Annotated in this window: 17 protein-coding genes; 12 read left to right on the top strand and 5 right to left on the bottom strand. The window is 36.3% G+C overall.

From position 1 onward, the window contains the following. Nucleotides 1-345 precede the first annotated feature (345 nt). Nucleotides 346-1,035 (bottom strand): DnaA regulatory inactivator HdaA, encoded by a 690-nt coding sequence (gene hdaA / locus ABID23_RS05105; RefSeq protein WP_354189972.1) that lies wholly within the window; start codon nt 1,033-1,035, stop codon nt 346-348. Beyond that, entirely contained in the window at nt 1,032-2,243 is a 1,212-nt protein-coding gene (locus tag ABID23_RS05100; protein ID WP_354189970.1) for an AI-2E family transporter, read from the bottom strand. Before ABID23_RS05100 ends, hdaA begins: the two co-directional genes overlap by 4 nt. A 161-nt stretch (nt 2,244-2,404) precedes the next feature. Here ABID23_RS05100 and purM point away from each other — a divergent pair, with 161 nt between their 5' ends. Both purM and purN read left to right on the top strand, forming a co-directional pair. Further along, nucleotides 2,405-3,490, top strand: coding sequence for a phosphoribosylformylglycinamidine cyclo-ligase (purM, locus tag ABID23_RS05095; RefSeq protein ID WP_354189968.1), 1,086 nt, complete (start codon nt 2,405-2,407; stop codon nt 3,488-3,490). Further along, on the top strand, nt 3,487-4,098 hold the full coding sequence (purN, locus tag ABID23_RS05090) for a phosphoribosylglycinamide formyltransferase (protein ID WP_354189966.1): 612 nt from the start codon (nt 3,487-3,489) through the stop codon (nt 4,096-4,098). The genes purM and purN overlap by 4 nt, the downstream gene beginning before the upstream one ends. Before the next feature lie 248 nt (nt 4,099-4,346). On the opposite strand, the gene ABID23_RS05085 is transcribed toward purN, so the two are convergent. After that, nucleotides 4,347-6,884, bottom strand: a complete 2,538-nt coding sequence (locus ABID23_RS05085) for a response regulator (protein WP_354189964.1) — start codon at nt 6,882-6,884, stop codon at nt 4,347-4,349. 213 nt (nt 6,885-7,097) lie between these two features. Between ABID23_RS05085 and ABID23_RS05080 the strand changes: the two genes are divergently transcribed. Continuing rightward, complete coding sequence (locus tag ABID23_RS05080; protein WP_354189962.1) at nt 7,098-7,610, top strand: hypothetical protein; 513 nt, start codon at nt 7,098-7,100, stop codon at nt 7,608-7,610. A gap of 51 nt (nt 7,611-7,661) precedes the next feature. Here the strand turns inward: ABID23_RS05080 and dksA are convergent, their stop codons facing one another. Both dksA and ABID23_RS05070 read right to left on the bottom strand, forming a co-directional pair. Continuing rightward, nucleotides 7,662-8,078, bottom strand: coding sequence for an RNA polymerase-binding protein DksA (gene dksA, locus ABID23_RS05075; RefSeq protein ID WP_354189960.1), 417 nt, complete (start codon nt 8,076-8,078; stop codon nt 7,662-7,664). Between the two features lie 322 nt (nt 8,079-8,400). After that, the gene (locus tag ABID23_RS05070) at nt 8,401-8,934 is read right to left on the bottom strand and encodes a flavin reductase (RefSeq protein WP_354189958.1); all 534 of its coding nucleotides are present in this window, start codon (nt 8,932-8,934) and stop codon (nt 8,401-8,403) included. Nucleotides 8,935-9,077: 143 nt separating this feature from the next. Between ABID23_RS05070 and rpe the strand changes: the two genes are divergently transcribed. The 9 genes from rpe to grxD all read left to right on the top strand — a co-directional run bounded on the left by rpe (nt 9,078) and on the right by grxD (nt 17,120). Beyond that, the gene (gene rpe, locus ABID23_RS05065) at nt 9,078-9,752 is read left to right on the top strand and encodes a ribulose-phosphate 3-epimerase (protein WP_354189956.1); all 675 of its coding nucleotides are present in this window, start codon (nt 9,078-9,080) and stop codon (nt 9,750-9,752) included. 10 nt (nt 9,753-9,762) lie between these two features. Then, entirely contained in the window at nt 9,763-11,067 is a 1,305-nt protein-coding gene (gene purB, locus ABID23_RS05060) for an adenylosuccinate lyase (RefSeq protein WP_354189954.1), read from the top strand. A gap of 55 nt (nt 11,068-11,122) precedes the next feature. Further along, a complete protein-coding gene (locus tag ABID23_RS05055) occupies nt 11,123-11,671 on the top strand; it encodes an RBBP9/YdeN family alpha/beta hydrolase (RefSeq protein WP_354189951.1) in 549 nt (182 codons plus the stop codon). Nucleotides 11,672-12,105: 434 nt separating this feature from the next. Then, on the top strand, nt 12,106-12,870 hold the full coding sequence (gene purC, locus ABID23_RS05050) for a phosphoribosylaminoimidazolesuccinocarboxamide synthase (protein ID WP_354189994.1): 765 nt from the start codon (nt 12,106-12,108) through the stop codon (nt 12,868-12,870). Between the two features lie 90 nt (nt 12,871-12,960). Beyond that, nucleotides 12,961-13,200 carry a phosphoribosylformylglycinamidine synthase subunit PurS gene (purS, locus tag ABID23_RS05045; protein WP_354189949.1) on the top strand — a complete coding sequence of 80 codons (240 nt, stop codon included), beginning with the start codon at nt 12,961-12,963 and terminating at the stop codon, nt 13,198-13,200. A 12-nt stretch (nt 13,201-13,212) separates the two neighbouring features. Beyond that, entirely contained in the window at nt 13,213-13,884 is a 672-nt protein-coding gene (gene purQ, locus ABID23_RS05040) for a phosphoribosylformylglycinamidine synthase subunit PurQ (protein WP_354189947.1), read from the top strand. A gap of 297 nt (nt 13,885-14,181) precedes the next feature. Further along, nucleotides 14,182-16,392, top strand: coding sequence for a phosphoribosylformylglycinamidine synthase subunit PurL (gene purL / locus ABID23_RS05035; protein ID WP_354189945.1), 2,211 nt, complete (start codon nt 14,182-14,184; stop codon nt 16,390-16,392). Nucleotides 16,393-16,455: 63 nt separating this feature from the next. After that, entirely contained in the window at nt 16,456-16,689 is a 234-nt protein-coding gene (locus ABID23_RS05030) for a BolA/IbaG family iron-sulfur metabolism protein (protein ID WP_354189943.1), read from the top strand. Nucleotides 16,690-16,787: 98 nt separating this feature from the next. Continuing rightward, nucleotides 16,788-17,120, top strand: a complete 333-nt coding sequence (grxD, locus tag ABID23_RS05025; protein WP_354189941.1) for a Grx4 family monothiol glutaredoxin — start codon at nt 16,788-16,790, stop codon at nt 17,118-17,120. Nucleotides 17,121-17,162: the final 42 nt, after the last annotated feature.

Genomic DNA, 17,162 nt, shown 5'->3' with positions numbered 1-17,162 from the left:
ACGCATTTTTTTTAAATTTTATTATATTTTTTTACCCAAAATGGCTTTTAAAACTTTTTTTCCACCCAATGATATTGTTTATTAACATAAATAAGAAAAAATCTTTTTCTAAAATCACGAATAGTTAAATCTGCTTGTACAGATTAAAGACTTTAAAATTAATTAAATAATACATGAATCATAAAAGTGCTATCACGTAAAAAATAAGGAAAAATATATCTTTTTATTCACTTTAGACAGATATTTAAAAAGTAGAAAATTGAAATAGAGGTATTTTATCTGACATTAATAATGATAGCATATGAACAGTTTTTATTGAGCCCTTTAAGCAACAACAGAAAATATTCACTGTGTTTGCATATTAAGGACTTCATTAATGACAGCACGTGTTATTTTGCTTTTTCTTTGTAATGTTAACCGATCAATAGAATCAATAACACGCTTCAATGAGAATAAAGAACGTTCACAACGACGTACAAGGTAATAAACAATATCTGGGTGAACCATAATCTGTTTATCAGAAAAAAGTTTAAAAGCAACAGCCGTTAATAATGCATCATCTGGCTGATGAATCGTAACCAACATAACCGAATTAAGACGACTTTTAAGGTCACTTAACTTTAAATTCCATGCTGAAGGTACTGTATGTGCAGTTATCAGCAAAGTTGCTTGACGTACATCAAGATTTGCCTGCTTAACATTGTTAATAAGATGAAAAAGCCCTCTCTCGCTGATTTTTTCCACATCAATGTTTTCAATTAACAATGATCTTCCTGAAGCAGCGACAGCAACAGCTTGGTCAATTTCATTATGATGAATAGTCAGAGCTTCAGCTTTTTGCGCCCACACGCTAGAAAAATGTGTTTTTCCAGATCCTTTTTTTCCAACCAAAACGGCAATCGGTAAAGCCCAATGAGGCCAACGATCAATAAGCTGAAAAGCCATACGATTGCTTTCCGTCACCACTAAATCATCAAATCGGAAAGCTGAATTATGAGCAAAGTTTAAAGGTAATTGCGTTTCACGCCGATTCATTCTCGCGGCTCCGAGTTTCCATTTTGCGAATACATTTGAGAATTAAGATAAGTATGAAGAGCAAAACGAACTAAAACACCAACAGCCGCAGCAGCAGGAACGGCTACAAGCATACCAGTGAAACCAAAAAGTGAAGAAAAAGCGAAAAGTGCAAACATCAACCAAACGGGATGCAATCCCACTGATGATCCCACCAGTTTTGGTTGCAAAATATACCCCTCAATAAATTGACCAATTAAAAAAAGTGCCATAACAACAACGATCCATCCCCAATTGTTGGGGTAGAACTGAACCCAAGCAACACCAACAGAGAGTACAAAACCACTCATTGTGCCAATATAAGGAACAAAGCTAATAAGACCAATAAACATACCAATCAAAAGGCCAAAATTAAGTCCTGTAATCGTTAGACCAATAGCATAATATCCTCCCAATATTAAACAAACTGTTCCCTGTCCACGAACAAAACCAGCAATTGCTCTATCCATTTCGTGAAAAATACTACGAACAGTTTCGAGATGATCTCGCGGTATTAACGAATCAATTGCTGCAACCATACGTGGCCAATCTAACAACATGTAAAATGCCACGACAGGTGCCACAACAAATAGACTAACAAGATTAACAATAGATTTTCCTGATTTCAAAAGTGAATTCAAAAGAGACGTAATGAAGTCAGAACCTTCTCCCAATAGTCCCTTAATGCTACTTCGCAATTCATTAGGATCACTACCAAAATAGCGTCTGACCCAATCAAAATCATGTTCAATAAAAAAGGCTTGAATACGATTAATATAAATAGGTAAACCATCACTCACAAATTGCTGTATTTGCCAACTAATAATAGGAATTAAAATAATCAAAGCAGCAACCAACACAATGATAATAAACAAGGTAATAAGGATTGTAGCTAAAACACGATGAATACCAATTTTTTCAAAGAATTGAACAATAGGATTAAGAAAGTAAGCTAATACAATTCCTGCAACAAAAGGCAGTAAAATGGATCCAAAAGTGAACATAAAAATAATGAAAAAGACTGATGTGCCAAGCCAGAAAAAAATTTGCCTTTTCATATTATTTGGTAACGGGACTTGAGCATAAGCGGGGACATAAGTCTTATAGCGATCATGAGATTTATTCTCACCAACTTTCTTTTTCATAATCTTCCAAGAAGATTGTTCATGATTATTTGATATCTTGCTCATAAAATATCCTAAAAACTCTTCACAAAAACGATAAACTTCTTCAAAATAGACTAAAAAATTACTTAGTTTCTTCAGTGGTAAATATCAATATCTCTTGCAGAGATCACTCTATCATGGCATTGCATAATATTAAAACCTGATTTTCCATAAGGAAGGCTCCAATGAGCAATCAAGATATTACAAATAATAAACCAAAGTCTAATCTTACCTACGCAAAAGCCGGTGTTAGTATTGATATGGGCAATGCCATGGTAGAAAAAATCAAACCTTTCATACGTTCAACAAAACGAGCAGGAGCAGATGCAGAAATTGGTGGGTTTGGTGGGCTCTTTGATTTAAAAGCAGCAGGTTTCACAGATCCCATTCTCGTGGCTGCCAATGATGGTGTGGGAACAAAATTGAGGATTGCTATTGAAGTCGGTATTCATGACACTGTGGGCATTGATCTTGTCGCTATGTGTGTCAATGATTTACTTGTACAAGGTGCTGAGCCTCTCTTTTTTCTTGATTATTTTGCAACTGGTAAGCTTAATCCCGAACAAGGGGCTGCAATTGTTTCTGGTATTGCAGAAGGATGTAAACAAGCAGGTGCTGCCCTTATTGGGGGGGAGACTGCAGAGATGCCAGGTATGTATGCAGAAGGAGACTATGATTTAGCAGGCTTTGCTGTAGGTGCATGTGAACGTAATGCCCTGCTCCCTTCAAAAGATCTTACAGAAGGTGATGTTATTTTAGGTCTCAACGCATCTGGAGTTCACTCTAATGGCTTTTCTCTTATCAGAAAAATCGTTCAACAAAGTCACCTAAAGTGGGATGCTGTTGCTCCTTTTAATCCTGAAATCAGCCTTGGTAGAGCACTCCTCACACCAACACGCATTTATATAAAATCGCTCCTCCCCACCATGAGAAGTTATGAAGGAATCAAAGCGCTTGCCCATATTACAGGTGGAGGTTTTCTTGAAAATATTCCACGGATACTCCCATCTTCTCTCTGCGCTGAAATTAATCTTTCTGCTATTCAAGTTCCCTCCGTTTTTTCATGGATTGCCAAAGAAGGCAGAATTGAAGAAACTGAAATGCTACGGACATTCAATTGTGGCATTGGCATGGTTGTTATCGTTGCACAAAACGCGGTTCAAAAAATTACACAAGCTCTTGAAGTACAAGGAGAAAATGTTACGCATCTTGGATTTTTAACAAAACGCCAAGATAAAGGTATACTTTATAAAGGTACACTTCACTTATGAAAAAAAAGATTGTTATTTTTATTTCTGGCAATGGATCGAACATGGTTGCACTTGCCAAAGCCAGCAAAAAAAAAGAATATCCTGCTGAAATTGTTGCAGTCATTTGTGACAAACCACATGCTGCCGGCATTGAAAAAGCACGTAACAATAACTTGCCTGTTCATATTGTTGATCGAAAAAATTATCCTACAACAGAAGCACACGAAGAATCGATCTTTATGGTTTTAGAAAAATATCAGCCTGATCTTCTTTGCTTTGCTGGCTATATGCGTCTCATTTCGCCGCATTTTGTAAAACTTTATGAAGGGAAAATTTTAAACATCCACCCTTCTCTTTTACCTTCATTTAAAGGTTTAAATACGCATGAAAGAGTTTTGCAATCAGGCGTTAAAATCACTGGTTGCACTGTTCATCTTGTTACAGAAGACATGGATGCAGGAAGAATTCTTGCTCAAGCAGCGGTTCCTGTTTACCCAAACGATACAGTTGACAGTTTGGCACAAAAAGTCTTGGAAGTTGAGCATAAACTCTATCCTGAGGCTGTAAAAATCTTTATTGAAGGCAATAATAAAATCATAGATACGCAACAACAACTTTTATCTTTCTAAGCATATCAATAATAAAAATACTGAATTTAAAGTCTAACTTTAATAGATATATTTTAAACTCTATGAAATATTAATAATTTGTCCTTTTCGCACATATCTTATACCAAACCTGCCGTATTTTTAATTTCTAAAAATAGATTCTCAAGTTGCTTATGTGATTTACAGATTTTCTGAGTTGCAATACTTTGTTTTGAAAATGCATTTACTTTTTTATCTAAGCTAGCTTAAAAAAGAAGCAACTTTTTATTTTATTGTTCTAGTGTTTCTTTAACTGTTAGAGCTAACTGTTTGAGTGTAAATGGCTTAGATAAAAAACCAAAAACAGCATCTTGTGGAAGATTCTTCGCAAATGCATCTTTTGCGTACCCAGAAACAAAAATAAATTTGATATCAGGATAGTTTTTGCGAACCTCTTTGAGGAGCGTTGGGCCATCCATTTCTGGCATCACCACATCGGAAACAATAATATTAATATCGCCCTTATTTTCTTCAAGAATGGCCAGAGCTTCTACTCCACTTGCTGCCTCTAAAACGGTATATCCTCTCATCTGAAGTGCTCTTACTCCACCCATTCTAACAGCATCTTCATCTTCAACCAACAAAACAGTTGCCGATCCAGTTAAATCTGTATTTTTCTCTTTTTCTTCAGTTGTTTCAATTTGGAGTAAAGATTCTCTGTTATTATGCGGAATATAACGAGGAAGAAAAATATGAAATGTTGTGCCTTCCATTTCTTTGCTATCACAATAAATATATCCTCCAGTTTGTTTGATAATTCCATAAACCATTGATAAGCCCAGTCCAGTCCCTTTTCCGACTTCCTTTGTTGTAAAGAATGGTTCAAACATTTTTTCTTGTATAGCAGGTGATATACCTGTTCCTGTATCTGAAATAGTCAATTGCACATACTCACCAATTCCAAAACCAACATGATCAAATTCAGCACTTTGTTGTTTTGTAATATTATTTGTTGCAATTGTGATAATGCCACCATCTGGCATGGCATCACGTGCATTAATAACCAAATTCATAATCACACGCTGAAATGATGCTTGATCAATTTCAACATTCCATAAATCTCTTCCATAAATAATTTTTAATTGAATTTTATTACCTAAAAGGGGTAAAAGAAGATTGCGGATATCTGATAAAAAGTCAGTAAAATCAACCTGTTCAGGACGAAGTGTCTGTTTTCTTGAAAAAGCTAATAATTGTTGCACAAGAGCAGCTGCACGATTAGCGTTATTTTTAATATTGATAAGATCAGCATAAGCGGGATCTGAACTGCGATGTGTATTTAAAAGAAGATCGCATGACATCAAAATTGCCGTTAGAACATTATTAAAATCATGCGCGATACCACCAGCCAATTGTCCTACCGCTTGCATTTTTTGGCTGTGTATCATTTTATCTTCAAGCGTTTTTTGTTCTGTTATCTCTATGACAGAAATGAGAGCAAAGTTTTGTAAGAGATCATCATAATATGATTTTATTGACATAATATGGAGACGCAGATGACATTCTTCATTATTTTTTAAAACAGTTTCTATGGAAACTGTACAACTTTTATTTGTCGTAATTTTTTGAAATGCCCGCTCTAACTGTACACGATCACGATGAGATATAACATCATAAAGATTAATTGTTTTGTCTACACACCCCATAAGCGATGAAAAGACACTATTCATATGGAGCAAGCGTCCACCCTGCTCCACCACAGCGATTGCAAATGGACTCGCATCAAAATATTCTGTGAATATATTGGGAAAACTTAATTGATCCTCCTCCACTTCCTCTGATATTTGCTGTGGAATGATCACAATACGATAAATGGCTTCATCCTCTACAAAAGAAGCGCACATAAAACAGCTCAATATTTTCTTAGCGTCAGTTTTTGAATTTAAATATAGTGAAAATTTGTAAGGAGAAGAATAACCTGAATTTTGATATTTGTTGTTTTGTAAACAAATATCATTCCACGTACTATTTTCCTCAAAGTTATCAAATAATTTATCAAAATAATATTGACCAACAGTAAAATTTGCCAAATCAATTGAAAACCATTCAGCAAAAACTGCATTTGCATAAAGAATAGTTCCTTGTGTGTTAACGGATACAAAACCAAAAGGAGCTTGATCCAAATGATTGATAGCTTCTTTAAGATTTGAGAAAAGAACCTCATGAGATTCTTGCAAATGGGAAATATCACTAATGCGCCAAAATAAAAGCTTTTTTCCTCGATTTGTGATGGGTTGAACAGAGATATTATACCAAACAGGTGTTTTTTGTGCACTATATGCAAAAATTGACTGCTCTACTCTTAATTCTTCTTGTGCTGCAAGATGATGACACGCAGCAACCTTTAAACGATACGAAAGTGCCCTAGCTCCCGGAAGGCTTGCAATAACAACATAACAAGAAGATTCAGGCTTATAGGTCAAAACTTTTTGATAAGTGTGGTTAGAATAATAGACAAAACCAGATAAATCAGAAACTATGATGGCATCATTGCTACTATTAAAGATGCTAAGGTCGAGATTTTCATGCAACGGTGCGCCATTATATCTTAAAATACCCATTCCAAGAAGAACAAGTACAGCAACCCCTATAATTGCTAAAGCCACCAAAGATACGAATTCAACTTTTTGCGAATAGCTTTGAGGATAAAAAAAATTGAGAATTGCTACGATAAATAGACAAATTATTATAAAAATAATACTAAAAATCATCTCTTTTCGATATATAGAAGAAGATGATCTTTTACTATTCTCAAAATCTTTATTCATCTCTACTTGCCTTGCTAATAGCTGTTTCTTATGTCACAAGTTTCCTGCATAATTATTGTTATAAAGTATATAGCATGATAATATCTCCCCAAGAAAAAATCACTCAATTGTTAAAAAATCTTTTCTTTTATATTATTAAATAAGTCAGAGGTATGTTTGCAAAATTATCTCAATAAAAAATAACCATTTCCATTCTAAGATGAGAGGAACTCTATGTATATCTGGTTATCAAACCAAATAGGCGCATCAGCCGCTAATATAACCATAAGCTTTGCATTTTGCATAATAACACTCATAGCTATTACCACGATTATCCTTTTTTTGCGTCGCTTAAATAGAGGAAGAATGGGTTTTAGTCGGAAAAAGTGTCCATCACGATTAACTCTACGTGAAACAATCACTCTCGATCGCAATCGTCGCCTTATTTTAGTCGGTTGTGATGATAAAGAGCATTTGCTTCTTATTGGTGGGCTAACAGATATTGTTGTAGAATCCAATATCAGCGCTACCACACAAAAGAGAGAAACACAGCCAACATTAACAACAAAAACCAACAAAAACACTGAGATTATAGAAAAAAGATCTTCTCCTGCACATAAAAATGAGCACACACAAGAAGGCGCCCCTATTCTTTCTATGAATAAAAAGGTGGAAGACTCAGCAATCACTGCTGAAATTGAAGGACGACAAGAACCATCTTTGTTTATTCCAGCCCAGGATAAATGAAACATATCATCAGAAGTCGAATGCTTCATTTTCTACCATTAAAAGTCAATTTTAATCGTCGCGATAAACTCTTTCTCTTCGTTCATGGCGTTCTTGTGCCTCTAATGATAAAATAGCAATTGGTCGTGCTTCAAGACGTTTAAGACTAATAGGTTCGCCAGTTTCCTCGCAAAAACCATAAGTGCCATTATTAATACGCTCCAAAGCAGCATCTATTTTTAAAATGAGTTTTCTTTGACGATCACGAGCACGTAATTCGGTTGTACGGTCAGTTTCGCAAGATGCTCTATCTGTTAAATCAGGTTGACCTACGTTTTCTTCCTGTAAGTTTTCTAAAGTCTCACGTGCTTCTCTCAATATATCATCCTTCCAAGAAAGCAATTTAGCACGGAAATATGCCTTTTGCCGCTCATTCATAAAAGGCTCATCTTCACTAGGACGATATTGACTATCAATCTCTTTGCTCATGCCATAAAATCTCCCTATATGGTATGTGCGGACTATATATTGTGCAACACCCATCAACACAAGTGTAAAATGCTTTTTCCTTCTTCTCTGCAATGCATTTAAGACCTCTGCTTAGGTTTCTAGCTACTTTTTTGCAAAACATGTATTCTCTTGACATAATCACTGTTCAATCTTCCTTCCAATTATATTTACAAATCTATATAAGAAAGAAATGTGGATATCTTATATCATACGGCATTATTTCCACCCAGTGATGAGATTATACTTCTAATACATCAATCAATCGTACTCATATGCAAAAATATGCAAAAAACAAAAATCCTTATAAGGAGAGAGTGCGATATTCACGTTTCAAATATATCAAAGCATCTTTTTCTTGATTGCAGTTGATAGCAACAACTTCACCAATCAAAATATAATGTGTTGTATGTTCATGCGAACAAACCAAACGACAATCAAAAGATGCAACAGCGTCTGAAAGACTTGGGGCACCGGTTTGCATAACGTCCCATTGCGCTACGTCAAAACATTCATTCTGTGCATAATTGCGACGCCTAGAAAAAACATCTGCCAATAAACGATGTTTTCCTGCCAAACTATTAACACAAAAGCTCCCATTTTCGATAAATAACCGATTCTTGAGATTATGTCGCATAAGACAGACAAGCAGAGTCGGAGGATCATCAGACAAAGAACAACAGGCTGAAACCGTCACCCCTCTCTTTCCCTTAATACCATCCGTTGTCACAATATGTACAGCTCCTGCAAAACGACTCATTGCATCTCTATACTGCTGCGAAGAAACAGGAATATTATGTTGAAATTTAGACATTAAATACGTTGTACGATTTGGCATATTCTTCACTTATACAACTCTGAAGTTTCAAGTTATCTTCCCATAAAAAGATTTGTGATACATATTTTTCTTTTACTTCATAACACAAAAGATATTTTAGTATACACAACGACATGATAAAAAAGCCAATCAAGGAGATTTTAATGCCCCATTCTCACCTCATTTCACCTTCGCTTTTGGCTGCTGACTTTTCTAAACTTGGACAAGAAGTATTGGATGTTATGGATTCCGGTGCAGATTGGCTTCATCTTGATATCATGGATGGTCACTTTGTTCCTAACATCACTTTTGGCCCTGATATTGTTAAAGCACTTCGCCCTTTAACCAAAGCAATATTCGATGTCCACTTAATGATCTCACCTGTCGATCTTTATCTTGAAGCTTTTGCAAAAGCTGGTTCAGATATAATCACCATTCACGCTGAAGCTAGTCCTCATCTTCATCGTTCTCTGCAAATAATCAAAGCAATGGGAAAAAAAGCAGGCATTGCAATTAATCCCAGCACACCAGAAACAGTAGTTGAGTATCTACTTGATCAATTAGATCTTATCCTCATTATGGCAGTTAATCCTGGTTTTGGTGGACAAAGCTTCATTCCAGAAATGGAAAATAAAATCAAACGTGTTAAAAGCATAATTGCTGATAGACCTATTGATCTTGAAGTTGATGGTGGTATCACAGTTGATACAATTGGTGTAGCGGCTAAAGCTGGTGCAAATGTATTTGTCGCAGGTTCTGCAATTTATAAAAATGGAAATAAAGCGCTTTACAAAACGCGTATTAATGCGTTGCGCCAAGCCGCTACTTTTTCACAATAAGGAAAAAATTATGATAGAACGTTATTCCCGCCCCGAAATGGTAACAATTTGGTCTCCAAAAACAAAATATCGTATTTGGTTTGAAATTGAAGCACATGCTTGTGATGCCTTGGCTAAATTAGGAATTATTCCAAAAGAAGCAGCAAAAGTCATTTGGGAAAAGGGAAGAACAGCCGAGTTTAATGTCAACCGCATTAATGAAATTGAGGCGATTACTAAGCATGATGTTATAGCATTTCTAACGCACTTAGCTGAGTTCATCGGACCAGAAGCTCGTTTTATTCACCAAGGTATGACATCATCAGATATTTTAGATACAACACTTAATATTCAATTGATGCGCGCTAGTGATATTTTGCTCAAAGATTTGGATCAACTTCTTCAGGTCTTAAAAAAACGTGCTTTTGAACATAAAGAAACAATCACAATTGGCCGAAGTCATGGCATTCATGCTGAGCCAACAACATTCGGAATCAAATTTGCTCTTGCGTATGCTGAATTTTTTCGGTGTCGTAAGCGTCTTCTTGCAGCACGTGAAGAAATTTCTACTTGTGCTATTTCAGGAGCTGTAGGGACTTTTGCCAATATTGATCCACGTGTTGAAGAACATGTAGCAAAAGCATTAGGCTTGCATGCTGAACCTGTTTCCACTCAAATTATACCACGTGATCGTCATGCTATGTTTTTTGCCACACTTGGTGTTATTGCTTCGTCTATTGAAAGATTAGCTGTAGAAATACGCCATTTACAACGAACAGAAGTTTTAGAAGCAGAAGAGCACTTTTCTCCTGGGCAAAAAGGTTCTTCTGCCATGCCGCATAAACGTAATCCAGTTTTGACTGAAAATTTAACGGGATTAGCGCGTATGGTGCGTGCATTTGCAATACCTGCCATGGAAAATGTAGCACTTTGGCATGAACGTGATATTTCTCATTCATCTGTTGAGCGTTATATTGCTCCTGACGCAACCATAACACTTGATTTTGCTCTTGCTCGCCTCACATCTGTTGTTGAGAATTTAATTATCTATCCAGATAATATGCAGAAAAACCTCAATAGATTCAGAGGTCTTGTTCATTCACAACGAGTGCTTTTAGCACTTACACAAGCTGGAATGAGTCGTGAAGATTCTTATCGGATTGTGCAACGAAATGCGATGAAGGTTTGGGAGCAAGGAAAAGACTTTTTAGAGGAATTGCTCAATGACAAAGATGTTACAAATACCCTAAATGAAGCAGAGATTCGCGAGAAATTTAATCTTTCTTATCATACAAAACATGTCAATACGATTTTTAAACGCGTTTTTGGAAAATAATAAAATATCCTCTTCCAACCATAGTTAAAAAACTCTTGTAATGAGAAAATAATTTATGAAAGTAAATCAACTCGATATTCTTATTGTTCCTGGCTACAAAGGTGCTGGTCCTGATCATTGGCAAACGCGATGGGAAAAAAAACTGTCTACAGCTCGCCGCATTAAACAAGCCCATTGGTCAAAACCTGTTTATGAAGAATGGGTTAATGAGGTTAAAATTGCCATCGCACAAGCTCAAAAACCCGTTGTAATTATTGCTCATTCATTGGGGGTCCCCACGGCTCTCCACGCAACATTACAGTATCCAGAAAAAATCTGTGGCGCTTTTCTTGTCGCACCTCCAGATGTAACCAATGAAAAAATACGTCCTAAACATTTAATGACATTCGGTCCATATAACAGAAGAAAATTGCTTTTTCCTTCTGTTGTTATAGCCAGTCGAAATGATGAATTTTGTCAATTTTCAGTAGCAGAAAAACTTGCAAATGATTGGAATGCACTTTTCGTTGATGCAGGTCAGTCTGGTCATATCAATGAAGAGTCTGGACACGGGCCTTGGCCTGAAGGACTGATGGTTCTCTCCCATTTTTTAGCAAAAATCTAACTTAAAAGGACGGAGATAGCGTCTTCATCCTCATTTATTTTCATGCAGTTTATCCCCCTTTATAGAGCTTTAATAAAAAATAAGACTTCAATTAAATAATGTTCTTCATTATCAGTTTTTATTTCATAAGTAGTTTTTTACAATAATATATACTTATTTATTTTGAATAATATGATAATAAAAATTATCAATATTCATAATAATTTAAAAAACATGATCATATTATAAAACCTAATATTTCAGAGTATTTTTGGTATTTTATTGTTGATTTATGATTCAATTTATAGAACGTCTTTTTCCGTATTGTTGCTCTCAGAAAAATTTCATCCATAATTGTAAGAAATGTTATAGCAATCATTGAGAATTTCTACCAATTAGGGTAGTATCACTTAATCAGTGTTATTTAAGACCTCTCAAATAAACAGAGAATTATGATGAATCGTCGCCACCGTATTTATGAAGGCAAGGCCAAAATTTTATATGAAGGACCTGAACCAGGGACCTATATTCAGTTTTTTAAAGATGATGCAACGGCCTTTAATGCAAAAAAACATGAAATTATTGATGGAAAAGGGGTTTTAAATAACCGTATTTCTGAACATATTTTCAGCAATCTCAGCCGTTTGGGGATCCCCACACATTTCATCAAGCGTATCAATATGCGTGAGCAACTTATTAAAGCTGTTGAAATTATTCCACTAGAAGTTGTTGTTCGTAATGTTGCGGCAGGCTCTCTCTCTAAGCGCTTAGGATTAGAAGAAGGAACGCCTCTTTCTCAAGCTATCATTGAGTTTTATTATAAAAATGATTCTCTTGATGATCCAATGGTAACGGAAGAGCATATCACTGCTTTCGGGTGGGCGGTTCCACAAGAAATAGAAGATATTATGCAACTTTCAATTCGCATCAATGATTTTCTTTCTGGGCTTTTTGCAGGTGTCAACATTCAACTCATTGACTTTAAAATGGAGTTTGGTCGCTTGTGGGAAGATGAAACAATGCGCATTGTTCTTGCCGATGAAATTTCACCTGATTCTGCCAGACTATGGGATATGCAAACACAAGAAAAAATGGATAAAGACCGCTTCCGCTGTGACTTAGGAGGACTGATTAACGCTTATCAAGAGGTTGCAAAACGTCTTGGTATCATCAATGAAAATGAACCTCCACGGCCAAGTGGTCCCGTTTTAGTCAAATAAACAATAAGGAGACTCTATGTCATCTTCCTTTATTTATAGTGTTAAGCGCATCTTTTCACAAAGAGGAATTCTAATAACAGGAAAAAAATAATGAAAGCACGCGTTATAGTTACTTTAAAAAACAGCGTCCTGGACCCGCAAGGAGAAGCGATTGCCGGTGCTTTGAAAAGTCTAGCATTCACAGGTATTCACTCTATTCGTCAAGGAAAAGTTTTTGATATTGTGCTCGATGATCAACCTTCTGAAACTGCAAAACAAAAACTCGAACAAATGTGTGAAGAGTTATTGGCAAATACTGTCATTGAAAATTACACTATAGAACTTCTTTAAACGGAGCTCTTCATGAAAACTGCTATCATTCAGTTACCTGGACTTAATCGCGATCGGGATATGATTGCAGCGTTGCATTATATAACAGGTGTTGAGCCATTAAAAATTTGGCAAACAGAGACAACCATTCCAAATGTAGATGTTATTGTTATTCCTGGTGGTTTTTCTTATGGGGATTACTTAAGATGCGGTGCTATTGGCGCACGCACACCCGTTTTACAAGCTGTTCATGAAAAGGCACAAAAAGGCGTTACAATAATTGGTATCTGTAATGGATTTCAAATTCTGCTGGAAGCTGGTTTGTTGCCCGGGACTTTAATGCGTAATGCTTCATTAAAATTTGTTTGTCGTGAAATAAAGCTCGAAGTAACTAATGCGAATACAAAATTTTCTCGGTACTACTCTAAAGGACAAATCATTCGTTGTCCTGTTGCACATCATGATGGAAATTACTTCGTTGACAATGAAACGTTAAAGCAAATGGAAGACAATGAACAAATTGTTTTTCGCTATACAAAAAGTACAAATCCTAATGGATCGATAAATGATATTGCCGCTATCATTAATAAAACTGGTAATATTCTTGGTATGATGCCTCATCCTGAAAACTTTATTGAGCCAGCACATGGTGGGACTGATGGTTGTTTACTTTTTAAAAGTGCTTTAGGATTAGCAAATGGATAATAACAAAAAACTGTTATGCTCCTTACCCATTTTAAAAATAGAGCCTGTATTACCTCTTACGCAATGCCTCTGCGAATTAACGCTTGACTGACATAATGGATAGTATTTTTCTCAACAAACACAGATTTATTCAAGGATCGTTTTCAATTTTTGAAGAGAGCAAAAACACATCCACCATACCCATTAAGAGTTATGAGGCTTTGCTTTATGGAATAACAAAATCACTTATGACCTAAATTGCTATATCTAAAACAATAAAGATTCTAAAATTCAATTAATTTGATGGATAAAACACTTATGAAGTCTTGCAATAACATTGCTATTACACCAGAACTGATTACACAACATGGCTTAAAAAGTGATGAGTATCAACATATTCTAACTCTCATTGGAAGAGAGCCAACATTTACTGAGCTGGGAATTTTTTCTGCTATGTGGAACGAACATTGTTCCTATAAATCCTCTAAAAAGTGGCTTAAAACACTTCCGACAGAAGGAAAATGTGTTATTCAAGGCCCCGGTGAAAATGCTGGCGTTGTAGATATTGGTGAGGGGCAATGTGTCGTTTTTAAAATGGAAAGCCATAACCATCCTTCCTATATCGAACCTTATCAAGGTGCTGCAACAGGTGTTGGTGGTATCTTACGTGATGTTTTTACAATGGGTGCTCGCCCTGTTGCTGCTATGAATGCGTTACGGTTTGGCGCCCCTGATCACCCTCGAACACGTCATCTTGTTTCTGGCGTTGTTGCTGGAATCGGTGGCTATGGTAATGCCTTTGGTGTTCCAACTGTTGGTGGGGAAGTCAATTTTAATAAACGCTATAACGGTAATATCCTTGTTAACGCTTTTGTTGCTGGTATTGCAAAGACAGAACGTCTTTTTTACTCCAAGGCACAAGGAGTGGGACTTCCTGTTGTTTATCTTGGTGCCAAAACAGGACGTGATGGTGTCGGTGGGGCAACAATGGCTTCTAGCGAATTTGATGATTCAATTCGTGAAAAGCGCCCTACTGTTCAAGTAGGAGATCCTTTTACAGAAAAATGCCTGCTTGAGGCATGTTTAGAACTGATGGAATTGGGAGCTGTTGTTGCTATTCAAGATATGGGAGCAGCAGGACTAACATCTTCTTCTGTTGAAATGGGTGCAAAAGGGAATTTAGGAATAGAACTGGATCTTGATAAAGTTCCCGTTCGAGAAGACAACATGACAGCCTATGAAATGATGCTTTCTGAAAGCCAAGAACGCATGCTTATGATTCTTAAACCAGAGTTAGAAAAACAAGCCGCTGCCATTTTTCATAAATGGGGACTTCATTTTTCTATTATTGGCAAGACAACAGATGATTTACGTTTTCGTGTGCTGCATCAAGGAGAAGAAGTCGTTAATCTGCCTATTAAAGACCTTGGGGATGAAGCACCCGTTTATGATCGACCTTGGAGCGAACCTGTAAAAAAGACGCCTCTCATAACAGAGGAAGTAGAAGAAGTGGACAATCTTGGTGATGCACTCCTGACATTACTAAACTCTGCTAATCAAAGTTCACGGAGATGGATTTATGAACAATATGATACGCTGATTCAAGGAAATACTCTTGTTTGTCCAGGAAGTGATGCAGGAGTCATTCGTATCGGTAATAACGACAAACGTGCCCTTGCCTTTTCTTCCGATGTAACACCTCGCTATTGTGAAGCTGATCCTTATGAAGGAGGAAAACAAGCCGTCGCAGAATGTTGGCGTAATATCAGTACGACAGGCGCAACCCCACTTGCAGCGACAGATAACCTTAATTTTGGTAACCCCGAAAAAGCTGACATTATGGGACAATTGGTATTCGCTATTAAAGGTATAGGTGAAGCCTGTAGAGTTCTTGATTTTCCTATCGTTTCAGGAAATGTCTCCCTTTACAATGAAACCAATGGAGAAGCAATTCCTCCCACACCAACAATCGCTGGTGTTGGACTTCTTTCCGATTGGTCTAAAACGGTAACAATCAGTGGGATGCAAAATGGAGATCATATTGTTTTAATTGGAGATTGCGGTTCTCATTTAGGGCAGTCAATCTACGCACATAATATTTTGAATATTGATACAGGTGCACCGCCTCATGTAGATTTACAACTTGAAAAGAAGCATGGACAGTTTATTCGAGACGTTATTCATCATGGTTTTGTTCATGCCGCTCATGATATTTCTGACGGAGGATTAGCTATCGCACTTGCAGAAATGGTCATTAAATCAGGAAGAGGAATTAAAGCCAAGTTAAGCAACAAATTACCACGCCATGCTGAACTATTTGGAGAAGACCAAGCACGTTATCTCTTAGCCGTGAAGCCTCATGCCCTTAACCAACTTAAAGAATTTGCGCAAACAAACAAAATTTCTTTAACAGAGCTTGGTATCGTTGAAGGAAACTCTCTCACCATAGATGGGATATTAACTCTTTCCTTGGACAAACTCACACAAGCCTATGAAAGTTGGTTTCCGCAATTTATGGGTGAACAATGAAGAATTATTTATCTCTCCTAAACTTATATGCTATTCTACAAAAATAAATAAAGGAAAACAATTATGGCAATGAGTGCCCATGAAATTGAAACACTTATTCGTGAAGCGATTCCTGATGCAATAGTGACAATTCGTGATCTTGCTGGTGATGGAGAGCACTATGCTGCAGAAGTTATTTCCGAAAGTTTTCGCGGCAGAAACCGTGTCCAGCAACATAAAATGGTCTATGAGGCTTTTAAAGGCAGTATGGGAAACGAACTTCATGCGTTAATGTTGCAAACGCGTATTCCCAAATAATCTAGAAAATTCTTCTTGCATTCAGTCATTCAATACTATTAAAAGTAGCAATAGATACAAATATGCGCTAAAAAAATCTGAAAGATCGAGAGATAGAGATGACCATTGTTCATGATTTTATTGACAACGAAATTACAACAAATGATGTCGTTTTATTCATGAAAGGAACACCTGCTGCTCCTCAATGCGGATTTTCAGGACAAGTTGTTCAAATTCTTGACTATTTAGGATTAGATTATAAAGGGATCAATATTCTAAGTTCTAATGAATTGCGTCAAGGAATTAAAGACTACTCAAATTGGCCAACGATTCCACAACTTTATATCAAAGGTGAGTTTATTGGTGGTTGTGATATTGTGAAAGAGATGTTTCAAAGCAATGAACTACAAGAACTGCTGAAGGAAAAAAATATTTCCTGCAATAAATTGTAGAATATCTTTCATTTTATCCAGACTCTTTTAAGGCTGTTTTTA

Origin of the sequence: Bartonella silvatica (assembly GCF_040545155.1) — a bacterium.
GTDB classification, from domain to species: domain Bacteria; phylum Pseudomonadota; class Alphaproteobacteria; order Rhizobiales; family Rhizobiaceae; genus Bartonella; species Bartonella silvatica.
This window is presented reverse-complemented; position numbering and strand designations above follow the sequence as displayed.

Excerpts from the sequence above, each read along its gene's own strand:
- hdaA (WP_354189972.1), bottom strand. The coding sequence starts at position 1,035 with ATGAATCGGCGTGAAACGCAATTACCTTTAAACTTTGCTCATAATTCA.
- ABID23_RS05100 (WP_354189970.1), bottom strand. The coding sequence starts at position 2,243 with ATGAGCAAGATATCAAATAATCATGAACAATCTTCTTGGAAGATTATG.
- purM (WP_354189968.1), top strand. The coding sequence starts at position 2,405 with ATGAGCAATCAAGATATTACAAATAATAAACCAAAGTCTAATCTTACC.
- purN (WP_354189966.1), top strand. The coding sequence starts at position 3,487 with ATGAAAAAAAAGATTGTTATTTTTATTTCTGGCAATGGATCGAACATG.
- ABID23_RS05085 (WP_354189964.1), bottom strand. The coding sequence starts at position 6,884 with ATGAATAAAGATTTTGAGAATAGTAAAAGATCATCTTCTTCTATATAT.
- ABID23_RS05080 (WP_354189962.1), top strand. The coding sequence starts at position 7,098 with ATGTATATCTGGTTATCAAACCAAATAGGCGCATCAGCCGCTAATATA.
- dksA (WP_354189960.1), bottom strand. The coding sequence starts at position 8,078 with ATGAGCAAAGAGATTGATAGTCAATATCGTCCTAGTGAAGATGAGCCT.
- ABID23_RS05070 (WP_354189958.1), bottom strand. The coding sequence starts at position 8,934 with ATGCCAAATCGTACAACGTATTTAATGTCTAAATTTCAACATAATATT.
- rpe (WP_354189956.1), top strand. The coding sequence starts at position 9,078 with ATGCCCCATTCTCACCTCATTTCACCTTCGCTTTTGGCTGCTGACTTT.
- purB (WP_354189954.1), top strand. The coding sequence starts at position 9,763 with ATGATAGAACGTTATTCCCGCCCCGAAATGGTAACAATTTGGTCTCCA.
- ABID23_RS05055 (WP_354189951.1), top strand. The coding sequence starts at position 11,123 with ATGAAAGTAAATCAACTCGATATTCTTATTGTTCCTGGCTACAAAGGT.
- purC (WP_354189994.1), top strand. The coding sequence starts at position 12,106 with ATGAATCGTCGCCACCGTATTTATGAAGGCAAGGCCAAAATTTTATAT.
- purS (WP_354189949.1), top strand. The coding sequence starts at position 12,961 with ATGAAAGCACGCGTTATAGTTACTTTAAAAAACAGCGTCCTGGACCCG.
- purQ (WP_354189947.1), top strand. The coding sequence starts at position 13,213 with ATGAAAACTGCTATCATTCAGTTACCTGGACTTAATCGCGATCGGGAT.
- purL (WP_354189945.1), top strand. The coding sequence starts at position 14,182 with ATGAAGTCTTGCAATAACATTGCTATTACACCAGAACTGATTACACAA.
- ABID23_RS05030 (WP_354189943.1), top strand. The coding sequence starts at position 16,456 with ATGGCAATGAGTGCCCATGAAATTGAAACACTTATTCGTGAAGCGATT.
- grxD (WP_354189941.1), top strand. The coding sequence starts at position 16,788 with ATGACCATTGTTCATGATTTTATTGACAACGAAATTACAACAAATGAT.